The organism is Kitasatospora griseola, from assembly GCF_014648555.1.
Taxonomy (GTDB): domain Bacteria; phylum Actinomycetota; class Actinomycetes; order Streptomycetales; family Streptomycetaceae; genus Kitasatospora; species Kitasatospora griseola.
Genome location: NZ_BMRI01000013.1, coordinates 64,692 through 74,743, shown reverse-complemented (window position 1 = coordinate 74,743; position 10,052 = coordinate 64,692). Strand labels below are relative to the sequence as shown.

Genomic DNA, 10,052 nt, shown 5'->3' with positions numbered 1-10,052 from the left:
GCTGGAAGCTGCCGGTGCGCGACGGGGCCTGACGGCTCGTCGGGATTTCGGCGGGGGAGCGTTTGCGGCCGTCGACCGGGTACGCCCGGTCGGCGGCCGCTGCTTGTGGCCGGGTGCCTGCGGGCGGGGTGGGTCAGTGGTCGGCGCGGGCGCGCAGCAGGGCGTCCAGCGAGTCGACGATCCAGTCCCAGGACGCCTGCGGGTCGACCGGGGTGTGGGCGAAGCCCCCGGCGGCCTCCAGCTCGATGTAGCCGTGGAACGCGCCGCCGAGCAGGCGCACCGCGTGCGTCTGGTCCGGCTCCGGCAGGTGGTAGCCGCGCAGGATGGCCCTGGTCAGCTGGGCGTGCCGGGGGGCCGCACTGGCCGCGGCGGTCTCCGGGTCCAGCCGGAGCCGGGTGGCCTGGTAGCGCCCCGGGTGCTCGCGGGCGTAGCCGCGGTACGCCTCGGCGAACGCGGCCAGCGCGTCGCGGCCCGCCCGTCCGGCGATCGCGTCGGCGGCCCGGTCGGCGAGTTCGGTCAGCGCCAGCAGGGCGATCCGCACCTTGAGGTCCTGCGAGCTCTTCACGTGCGAGTACAGGCTGGCCACCTTCACGTCGAAGCGCCGCGCCACCTCCGTCACCGTGACCTGGTCGAACCCCACCTGGTCGGCCAGCTCCGCACCCGCCTTGGTGAGGATCTCCGCCGACAGACCTGCACGCGCCACCGGACCGCCTCCTGCTGTTCTCTCGTGCCGTACGTCCATGATTATCCATTTGCCTAAACGATTTAGGCAAATTAACGTGGCGTTTCGTGAGAGAGCTGACCGAGTCCGAGATCCGCGCCGCGTTCCTGAACTGCTCCAAGGGCGAGGCGAAACGACTGAACCTGCCCCGCGAGCTCGCCGACCAGCCCTGGGCCGAGCTGGACTTCCTCGGCTGGCGCGACCCGCAGGCCCCCGACCGCGCCTACCTGGTCACCGTCCTCGACGACCGCCCGCAGGCCGTCGTCCTGCGCAGCTCGTCCGCCGCCACCTGGCAGCCGCGCCGCAGCATCTGCTCCCTCTGCGTCACCACCCACACCGGCGGCGTCTCCCTGCTGGTCGCCCCGCTCGCCGGCCCCGCCGGGCGCCAGGGCAACTCCGTCGGTGCCTACATGTGCAGCGACCTCGCCTGCCCGCTGTACGTCCGCGGCCTGCGCGAGACCGGCACCCGGATCCACGAGTCGCTGACGCGGGAGCAGCGGATCGAGCGGTTGAGGGAGAATCTGGCAGGCTTCCTCGCCAAGGTGCAGGGCGGGGAGACGAGCTGACGGGTCGTCGAAGGGGGCGGGCATGAGCCAGGTCGAGGTGGACGTCGAGGCGTTCGACGCGTTGGAGCGCCGGATCTGGGCCCGGAGCGCCACCGCCTACGCCGCGAGCGTCGCCCGACTCTGCGCCCACCCCGTACCCGCGCTGCTCGACGCCGCCGAGGTCCGACCCGGCAGCACGGTGCTCGACGTCGGCACCGGAACGGGCACCGTCGCTGCGGCGGCCTGCGCCCGCGGAGCCCGCGTCACGGCCGTGGACGCCGAACCCGGCATGCTCACCGAAGCCCGGCGCGCCGCGCCCGAGGCGGCGGTGAGCCTTGCGACCCTCCCCGAACTCCCCTTCCTCGACGGCGCGTTCGACGCCGTGGTCGGCAACTTCGTCCTCAACCACGTCGGACGGCCGGACGAGGCACTCGCCGAACTGCGCCGCGTCCTCCGCCCCGGCGGACGGCTCGTCCTCACCACCTGGGCCGCCCCTGCCCCACCCGGACAGACCCTGCTCGCCCGCGCCTTCGAAGCCGCCGGAGCCACCCGCCCCGCCGACCTGCCCGCCCCACCCGCCGCACTCGCGGCCGTCACCGACCTCGCCGCCTTCCGCGCCCTGCTCGCCACCGCCGGACTGGCGGAGCCGGACGGCCGACTGCTGCGCTGGAACCACCGCACCAGCAGCGAGGCCTGGTGGGGCGGCCCGGCCGGCGGCGTCGCGTTCCTGGGCGAACTCCTGCGCCACCAGCCGCCGGAGGTCCGGGCCGGGGCGCGGCGGGAGTTCGACCGGCTTGCCACCGAATTCCGTTCCGAGGACGGCGAGTTGGAGCTGCCGCACGCCGCGCTGCTGGTGTCGGCGCGGCGCTGAGGTCAGGCCCGTGCCGTCGGCCGCTTCGCGGTCGGTCAGTAACTCTTCGAGATGGGTCTCGGCCCAAGTGCGGGGGCCAGGATGGCGAGGAGGATGGGCAGCTGGTACTCGACGTGGTGGGTCGGGCCTGGGTGGGGGTGCTGAGGACGAAGCCGTCGCGTTCCAGTGTGCGGAGCGAGGCGGTGAGCACCTCGGGGCGATGGTGTACGGAGTTCGGAGAAGCGGCGGGGGCCGGGCGCCAGGAACTGGACGAGCAGGCCGGCCCGTTTGTCGTCCACCTGGATCGGCATGCCAACCCACGTGCTGCGGCGTGGAGTTCGTCGTCCGTCGCATTCTGTTCGGCCCGCTCCGGGCTCCGGATCCGCGAGCGGGTGAGGGGTGTCCGGAGCGTAGCCTGGCTGTCATGCGGGGATCGAAGGCGGTGGTGCATCTGCTGTCCGGGTTGCCGGGGGCGGGGAAGAGCACGTTCGCGCGGGAGTTGGAGCGGGAGGGGGTGGTCCGGCTGTCCGTCGATGAGCGGGTGGTGGCGCGGTACGGGCGGCTCGGGGTGGACTGTCCGGAGGCGGAGCACCTGGCGCTGCTGGAGAGCGTGGTGGGTGAAGTCCGGGCGGAGTTGGTGGCACTCGTGGGGGCCGGGCGGTCGGTGGTGCTGGACCACGGGCTGGGGACGCGCGCCGAGCGCGACGAGTACAAGCGGTTGGTCGTCGGGCTCGGCGCGCGGTGGCGGCTGTGGTGCTTCCCGGTGGAGCGGCCGGAGTTGTTGCGTCGGCTGGCTGCGCGGGAGGCGCGGGGCGAGGGCGTGCCGATCTCGCCCGGCGCGCTGACGTGGATCGCCGAGCACTCCGAGGAGCCGCACGGCGAAGGGGAGGGGCAGGCTCCGGATCAGTGGCCGCCGCGCGGGCGTTCGCAGCCGCCTTCCAGGTAGGCGCCGTGAACCTCGATCCGGCCCGCGCCGGAGAGCACGCCGGTGAGGCAGCCGCCCGAGCCGGGGACGGAGAGGGTGAAGTGGACGCCGTCGCCGTAGGCGGAGAGGACGGCCCCGGGGTAGGCGAGGCCGGTCATCAGGGTGCGGGCCTGGGTCTCGTCGGCGGGGGTGTTCTTCGCGGCGGCCGCCGTGATCCGGGCCGCGTGGGCCTCGCCGCGGCAGCGCTGACTCTCCGTCAGGGTCGCCATCTGCAAGTAGGCGTGGTTCTCCGCGTACTTGGAGTTCTCCGGGTTCGTCCCGCCCTCGCCGCCCGCGGTGGCCACCGGGGTCGGCGGGACGGTGGACTTCCCCGCGCAGAGCTTCGCCACCTCGGGGAACTTGAGGTCCGCCTCGGCGATCTCGCGCTGCCACCGCTCCTGCGCCTCCTGCTGCATCTTGCTGATGCTCGCCGACACCTGCGGGTCCGGCGCCGGGGCCGACCCGGAGCCGGTCACGTGCGTGCTGCCGCAGCCGGTCAGTGCCCCCACGGTGGCGAGAGCGGCGGCGGCGAGGACCAGGACGGGACGCTTCACGGCGAGAACTCCAAAAGACAGTGGCGGGCCTCGGACGGCCCGTCCCCCCGAATGGGCATCCTTCCGTGTGCGATGCACCGCCCGCCAGAGTATCCGTACTCGGATCTGCGACCAGGGGGCGGGCCCGGTGGTCCGAAATTGCGTGGACGGGTGTCGAGCGGGGCTGACACGATCGACGGATGGGAGCTTTGGACGGCGTGGCGGCCAGGGTCGCCGGCGGGGCCACCGTGGAGTTCCGGCCGAGCGGCTCGTCGATGGTGCCGCTGATCCGCAGCCGGCAGCCGGTGATCGTCGCGCCGGTGGACCCCACGCTGCTGACGGTCGGCGACATCGTGCTCGCCCGGGTCGCCGGCACCGTGTACCTGCACCTGGTCTCCGCCCTCGACCCGGCCCGGCGGCGCGTGCAGATCAGCAACAACCGCGGCCGCGTCAACGGCTGGACGAGCCACGACCGGGTCTTCGGCATCTGCGTCTGCATCGACGGCACCGCCCGGCCCGGCGCATCGAGCCGGACGTCGAAGGCCGCGACCGACCAGGTCCGACCCAGCGAAGGGGAGAACAGGCGATGACGGAGAGCGACCAACACCTGCGGCACCGGCAGTCGTTCGGCGCGGCCGCCGACGCCTACGCCGCACACCGCCCGGACTACGCCCCGGCGGCCGTCCGCTGGGCGCTCGATCCGGCCCCCGGCCGCCGGGTGCTCGACCTCGGGGCCGGCACCGGCAAACTCACCGGCTGCCTGCTCGCGGCGGGCGTCGAGGTCGTCGCCGTCGAACCCGACCCGGCCATGCTGGCCGAGCTGCGCCGGGAGCTGCCGGACGTTCGGGCGCTGACGGGCAGTGCGGAGTCGATTCCGCTGCCGGACGGGTCGTTCGACGCGGTGCTGTCCGGCAACGCGATGCACTGGTTCGACATGGACGCGGCCGGCCCCGAGATCGCCCGGGTGCTCGCCCCGGGCGGGGTGCTGGCCGGCCTGTGGAACCTGTTCGACGACGGCGTCGGCTGGGTGGCCGGCCTCGCCGAGGTCGGCGGGAGCGCGGCGATCGGCCCGCGCGACGTCCCCGCCAGCTGGCGCACCGGGACGGCCGCCCTCCACCTGCCCCCGTCCGGCGGGCCCGCCCGGTTCGGTGCGGCCGAACAGGCCGAATTCCCGCACGGCCAGCGCCGGACCGCCGAGTCGCTGGTGGCCACGCTCGGCACCAAGGCGGGCATGCTGGTCATGCCGGAAGGCGAACGCCGGTCGCGGCTGGACCGGGCCCGCGCCTACCTGGCGAGCCGACCGGAGACGGCCGACGGCGAGTTCGTGCTGCCGATGCGGACAGGCGTGCTGCGGGCCCGGCGATTGTGATGGGCCGTCAGGGCGGCTGCGGGCGGCCGGGGTCGGTACGGGTGTGACGGGCCGGCTCCCGGGGTGAAGCCCGTGAAACCGGCCTTGTGTCCATGTTTGCCTGGCAGTTGGAGGACTACTGGGGCTGGTCGCCGTTCAGCGGGACGGCGTAGACCGGCTCCGGGCCGAAGCCGGTGAAGCCCGCCTTGCGCAGGATCGGGCCGGACGTGGTCGGGTTCGCCTTGACCAGCGCCATCGTCGCGCCGTTCGCCACTCCGTAGGACAGCCGGGCGTCGAGAACCGACCGGTACACCCCGCGTCCGCGCCAGTGCGGCGCCACCACGCCGCCCGAGAGCCGGGCCACGCCGTCCACGATCGCCACGCCGCCGGTGCCGGCGGGCTCGCCGTCCACGTAGGCGACGATCAGGCCACCGCGGCCGGCCGGGACGGTCTCCGCGTTCCTGGCCGCGACCGCCTCGATCCGTTCGGCGGGCGGGAGTTCGCCCCGGAAGCCGGCGGCCTCGATGGCGAGCCCGTCCCGGGCCGTCGCCACGTCCGTGGCCCAGCGCAGCGAGACGTCCACCGTCGGAGGCCGGAGCGCCGGCGCGCCCTCGCTCAGGTCGGCGGCCACGATCTCCAGTTCGATCTTCACCTGCCCACCACGGGCGGCCAGTTCGGCGGGCAGCCCCGCCGGGTCGCCGAGCAGCACCTGCCAGTCGAGCGTGGGCAGCCCGAAGGCACGGGCCCGCTCCACCACTGCGTCAACGGCCTGACCCAGCGGGCGAGTCGGCGTGAAGGAGACCACCGAGAGGTCGAAGGCGACATACTCGGGCAGCCGGAGGATCGTGTACTCAGCGTCGGCGACGACCTCGGCGTCGTCCGGCATCCACACCCAGGCCGCACCGGCGGCGGCGACATCAGCAACTGACAGGCTCATGCGGAGGAGCGTACGGGGACGGTGCGTGTCCGCACGGCGCTGTTGCAAGATCAAGACCTGACGGTGACACAGCCCGGCGTCCCTGTGACGGTGCGCCCGTGGCGCTCGGCGGATGCCCGGGAGTTCGTCGACGGTCGAGGCCCGTCGACGGCACGCCGCCTTCGCCTCACCGCTCTCCGGATTGCCGAACGCGCTGCTGACCCCGCACGTCGCCGGGATGACCAGAACTGCCATGGCCGCGGCGGCCCTCCACTGCGCGGACCACATTGCGGCCCTGCTCACCGACCGCCCGGACGGCATACCCCGTGGTGACCGCGTAACGGTCACCGCCGGCACGGAACCATGCGAACGCCGGATCCAGCGAGGCCTACTCAGGACACCGTGCGCGCGTCATGCGTTGAACCGCCTCTTACTCTCGCTGGTTCGGTCACAGGGGCCTCGGGCGCTCCGGCAACACCTAGGTGTCGGGAAGTGACCGGACCCCGCGCGGGCCTGCGATTCGGCGCCTCATTGGGTCAGGTCCCGGTGGTGGAGCAGGGCGGCTGCGAGGCGTTTCGGGGTGTTCGGCGGCGGTGTGGGTGGTTCGGGGAGGTGGGCGAGAGGACCGCCCTCGTAGCCCGGGATCCCGTTCGGGGAGAGGCCTGCGCTGTTCGTCACGGGGGTTGATCCTGCCAGTGGGCGCTGTCAGTGGCCTGGGCTTCAATCCCGGCAACGGAGAGGAGGCGGCGGGATGGCGGGTCGGGGAGTGTTGTTCGCGTTGGCGGAGGGGGAGCGGGCGCGGTTGTTGGGGTGTGGTGGTGACGGGGAGGTGATGGCGTTGGTCGAGGAGGTGGAGGAGGCGTGGGACGAGGCGTGGGTGTGTGAGGTGGACAAGGCGTGGGATGCGTTGCACCGGTGTCTGACGGACGGTCGGCTGGAGTACGGGAACGGGGAGTTCCCGTTGTCGCACGTGATTCTGGGCGGGCGGGCGATGTGCGAGGGGGAGGACTACCTGGTCTGTTATGTCGAGCCGGAGGAGGTGCGGGCGGTGGCGGGTGCGTTGGGGCGGGTCGACGAGGCGTGGGTGCGGGGGCGGTACGCGGAGTTGGAGTTCGAGGAGTATCAGGGGGTGCGCGGCGAGGAGGACCTGGCGTACACGGTCTGCTTCCTGCCGGATCTGCGGGAGTTCTACCGGCGGGCGGCCGAGGAGGGGCGGGCGGTGGTGTTCACGGTCGATCAGTGAGCGTTCTCGGGGCGGCTCTTCACGACTTTGCCATCAAATGATCATTCGTTTGCCGGGACGATGACCACGGGCAGACCACCAGGACGGTTCGAATTTCCTTCGCACACCGACCCGTTCAGTGAAAGGCGCCCGTTCGATGAGCAGCAGTGCCGACCGTCCCACCCCCGACCAGCAGTTGCGTGCCGCCGCCGCCCGGCTCGACCGCCGGCGGTTCCTGACCGTCACCTCGGCCGCCGCCGCGCTCGCGTTCGGCGTCAACCTGCCCGGCGCGCACGCCGAGGAGAACGAGCTCGCGCCGCGCACCCTCACCGAGAACCCGTTCACGCTGGGGGTGGCGTCCGGTGATCCGCTGCCGGACGCGGTGGTGCTGTGGACCAGGCTCGCGCCGCGTCCGTTGGAGCCGGGGGCGGGGATGCCGCCGACGGGGAACGTGAAGGTGGGCTGGGAGGTCGCCCGGGACGAGCGGTTCCGGCGGGTCGAGCGGCGCGGCAGCGCGCGGGCGCACGCCGAGTTCAACTGGGCGGTGCACGTGGACGTGGACGGGCTGGAGGCGGGGCGCGAGTACTGGTACCGGTTCACCGTCGGCCAGTGGAGCACCCCGGCCGCCCGCACCCGGACCGCGCCCTCGCACGGCCGCAAGCTGGACCGCACCAGGATCGGTCTGGTGTCCTGCCAGGCGTACGAGGACGGCTACTTCACCGCCTACCGGCACCTCGCGCAGGAGGACCTGGACGCGGTGTTCCACGTCGGCGACTACATCTACGAGTACGGCATCGACTCGGTGGGCGGCGACCGCCAGTACACCGACCGGGTACTGCCCGCGGACCTCGCTCACGAGACCACCACGCTGGCGGACTACCGGCTGCGGTACTCGCTCTACAAGACCGACCCCGACCTGCAGGCCGCGCACGCCGCGCACCCGTGGTACGTCACCTGGGACGACCACGAGGTGGAGAACAACTACGCCAGCGGCATCCCCGAGAAGAACCAGGACCCGGCGCCGTTCGTCGCCCGCCGCGCCGCCGCCTACCGCGCCTACTGGGAGAACCAGCCGCTGCGGACGCCCAAGCCCAACGGCACCGAGCTGACCCTCTACCGCCGGTTCCAGTACGGGCAGTTGGCGCAGTTCGACATCCTCGACACCCGCCAGTACCGGGACGACCAGGCCAACGGCGACGGCTGGCAGTACCCGACGCCCGAGTCCGAGGACCCGAAGCGCACCCTGATGGGCGCCGCCCAGGAGCGCTGGTTCGCCGACGGGCTGCGCCGCTCCAAGGCGGTGTGGAACGTGGTGCCGCAGCAGGTGGTGTTCTCCCGCCGCAAGAACACCACCGCCGCCAGCTCCAAGCTGTCCATGGACGCCTGGGACGGCTACCCGGCCGCCCGCGAGCGCTTCCTGACGGCCGTCGAGCAGGCCGGCGTGAAGAACCTGGTGCTGCTCACCGGCGACGTGCACGTGGCCTACGCGCTGGACGTCAAGCGGAACTTCGACGACCCGAACTCCCGCACCGTGGGCGTCGAGTTCGTCGGCACCTCGATCAGCAGCGACGGCGACGGCGCGGCCCACCCGTCCAACTGGGCGACCCTGACCGCGGCCAACCCGCACATGAAGTTCTACGACGGGCGGCGCGGCTACACCGTGGTCACCCTCGACCGCCACCAGGCCCGCGCCGACTACCGGGCCGTCAGCCACATCACCCGCCCCGACGGCACGCTGCTCACCGCCGCCTCCTTCGTCACCGAGGCGGGCAACCCGGGCGTCAAGCCCGCCTGATCCGCGCCCCTGGCGGTCCGTCAGGCGCCGTAGCGGCGCCGGCGGGCCGCGTAGGCACGCACCGCGCGCAGGAAGTCCAGTTCGCGGAAGGCCGGCCAGTAGGCCTCGCAGAAGTACAGCTCCGCGTAGGCGCTCTGCCACAGCAGGAAGTTGGACATCCGCTGCTCGCCGCTGGTGCGGATCACCAGGTCCGGGTCCGGGCGGCCCGCGGTGTACAGGTGGCGGGCGATGTCCCCGGCGGTCAGGGCGTCGGCGATCTCCCGCGTCGGGCGTCCGGCGTCGGCCTGTTCGTGCAGCAGGTCGCGGACGGCGTCGACCAGTTCCTGGCGGCCGCCGTAGCCGACCGCCAGGGTCAGTTGGGCGCCGGTCGGGCAGTCGGCCGTCGCCTCCACCGCGTGCTTCAGGGCGCGGGCCGTCGAATCCGGCAGGGTGTCCAGATCGCCCGCCAGGTGCACCTGCCAGCGCGGGCGGGGGACCGCCAGGTGCGCGGCCAGCACCTCCTCGATCACCCGCATCAGGAAGGCGATCTCGTCGTCGCCGCGCCGCTGAAGGTTCTCCGCCGAGCACACGAACACCGTCACGTGCCGCACCCCCAGCGCCTCGCACCAGCCCAGCACCGAGCCGACGTGCTGGGCGCCGAAGCGGTGCCCGAGGCGGGTGTCCGCCAGTCCGCGCTCGCGGGCCCAGCGGCGGTTGCCGTCCATGATCAGGCCGATGTGCCGGGGCAGTTCGGCGCCCGCCAGCCGGCGGCGCAGGCGGCGGGTGTACAGCGCGTACAGCGGTGCGGTGAGGCGCATGTGACGGCCCTTCAGAGCGGGGACGGGTGACGGGCGGCGGCCCGCCCGGTGCATACTGGGACATGAATAGCACGCGACGCGTGTCATCGAGAAACGGGAGAGGCGGGCCGGGAGGCCGGCCACCGGAACAGGAACCAGGTGCGCACCAACGACGCCCAGATGCTCGTGCTGTCCGCGCTCGCCGACGGCCCGCTGCACGGCTACGCCGTCAACACCGCCATCGAGCGGATGACCGGCGCCCGGCTCGGCCGCGGCAGCCTCTCCGGCGCCCTCGCCCGACTGCACGGAAAAGGCCTGATCGCCTACCTGGACGGCGACGGCCGACGCCGCCCGGTCCGGCTCACCGACGACGGACGGGCCG

General features: G+C 73.1%; 13 protein-coding genes. 8 read left to right on the top strand and 5 right to left on the bottom strand.

Annotation, left to right across the window (positions count from 1 at the left end; all coding sequences use genetic code 11):
- Nucleotides 1-133: 133 nt before the first annotated feature.
- Nucleotides 134-703: a TetR/AcrR family transcriptional regulator gene (locus tag IEZ12_RS18440; RefSeq protein ID WP_189272972.1), complete on the bottom strand. Its 570-nt coding sequence runs from the start codon at nucleotides 701-703 to the stop codon at nucleotides 134-136.
- A gap of 86 nt (nucleotides 704-789) precedes the next feature.
- Between IEZ12_RS18440 and IEZ12_RS18435 the strand changes: the two genes are divergently transcribed.
- The 3 genes from IEZ12_RS18435 (at nucleotide 790) to IEZ12_RS18425 (ending at nucleotide 3,062) form a co-directional block, all read left to right on the top strand.
- A complete protein-coding gene (locus IEZ12_RS18435) occupies nucleotides 790-1,287 on the top strand; it encodes an FBP domain-containing protein (RefSeq protein ID WP_043912055.1) in 498 nt (165 codons plus the stop codon).
- A gap of 22 nt (nucleotides 1,288-1,309) precedes the next feature.
- The gene (locus tag IEZ12_RS18430) at nucleotides 1,310-2,137 is read left to right on the top strand and encodes a class I SAM-dependent methyltransferase (RefSeq protein WP_189272971.1); all 828 of its coding nucleotides are present in this window, start codon (nucleotides 1,310-1,312) and stop codon (nucleotides 2,135-2,137) included.
- 403 nt (nucleotides 2,138-2,540) lie between these two features.
- Nucleotides 2,541-3,062 (top strand): P-loop nucleotide/nucleoside kinase family protein, encoded by a 522-nt coding sequence (locus tag IEZ12_RS18425; RefSeq protein WP_189272970.1) that lies wholly within the window; start codon nucleotides 2,541-2,543, stop codon nucleotides 3,060-3,062.
- On the opposite strand, the gene IEZ12_RS18420 is transcribed toward IEZ12_RS18425, so the two are convergent.
- Nucleotides 3,020-3,634: a hypothetical protein gene (locus IEZ12_RS18420; protein WP_189272969.1), complete on the bottom strand. Its 615-nt coding sequence runs from the start codon at nucleotides 3,632-3,634 to the stop codon at nucleotides 3,020-3,022. The genes IEZ12_RS18425 and IEZ12_RS18420 overlap by 43 nt on opposite strands.
- A gap of 179 nt (nucleotides 3,635-3,813) precedes the next feature.
- On the opposite strand from IEZ12_RS18420, the gene IEZ12_RS18415 reads away from it, so the two are divergent.
- Together IEZ12_RS18415 and IEZ12_RS18410 are read left to right on the top strand one after the other, a co-directional pair.
- Nucleotides 3,814-4,203, top strand: a complete 390-nt coding sequence (locus IEZ12_RS18415) for a S24/S26 family peptidase (protein WP_189272968.1) — start codon at nucleotides 3,814-3,816, stop codon at nucleotides 4,201-4,203.
- Nucleotides 4,200-4,982, top strand: a complete 783-nt coding sequence (locus IEZ12_RS18410; protein WP_189272967.1) for a class I SAM-dependent methyltransferase — start codon at nucleotides 4,200-4,202, stop codon at nucleotides 4,980-4,982. Before IEZ12_RS18415 ends, IEZ12_RS18410 begins: the two co-directional genes overlap by 4 nt.
- A gap of 115 nt (nucleotides 4,983-5,097) precedes the next feature.
- On the opposite strand, the gene IEZ12_RS18405 is transcribed toward IEZ12_RS18410, so the two are convergent.
- Both IEZ12_RS18405 and IEZ12_RS18400 read right to left on the bottom strand, forming a co-directional pair.
- A complete protein-coding gene (locus tag IEZ12_RS18405) occupies nucleotides 5,098-5,898 on the bottom strand; it encodes a GNAT family N-acetyltransferase (RefSeq protein WP_189272966.1) in 801 nt (266 codons plus the stop codon).
- A gap of 507 nt (nucleotides 5,899-6,405) precedes the next feature.
- Nucleotides 6,406-6,555, bottom strand: a complete 150-nt coding sequence (locus IEZ12_RS18400) for a hypothetical protein (protein WP_189272965.1) — start codon at nucleotides 6,553-6,555, stop codon at nucleotides 6,406-6,408.
- Nucleotides 6,556-6,628: 73 nt separating this feature from the next.
- Here IEZ12_RS18400 and IEZ12_RS18395 point away from each other — a divergent pair, with 73 nt between their 5' ends.
- Together IEZ12_RS18395 and IEZ12_RS18390 are read left to right on the top strand one after the other, a co-directional pair.
- Nucleotides 6,629-7,120 (top strand): DUF1877 family protein, encoded by a 492-nt coding sequence (locus IEZ12_RS18395; protein WP_189272964.1) that lies wholly within the window; start codon nucleotides 6,629-6,631, stop codon nucleotides 7,118-7,120.
- Between the two features lie 136 nt (nucleotides 7,121-7,256).
- Entirely contained in the window at nucleotides 7,257-8,894 is a 1,638-nt protein-coding gene (locus tag IEZ12_RS18390; RefSeq protein ID WP_189272963.1) for an alkaline phosphatase D family protein, read from the top strand.
- A gap of 20 nt (nucleotides 8,895-8,914) precedes the next feature.
- Here IEZ12_RS18390 and uppS read toward each other — a convergent pair whose 3' ends face one another.
- Nucleotides 8,915-9,691, bottom strand: coding sequence for a polyprenyl diphosphate synthase (gene uppS, locus IEZ12_RS18385; protein ID WP_189272962.1), 777 nt, complete (start codon nucleotides 9,689-9,691; stop codon nucleotides 8,915-8,917).
- Nucleotides 9,692-9,829: 138 nt separating this feature from the next.
- Here uppS and IEZ12_RS18380 point away from each other — a divergent pair.
- Nucleotides 9,830-10,052, top strand: a 223-nt coding sequence (locus IEZ12_RS18380) for a PadR family transcriptional regulator (protein WP_189272961.1), incomplete at its 3' end; no start/stop codon positions are given.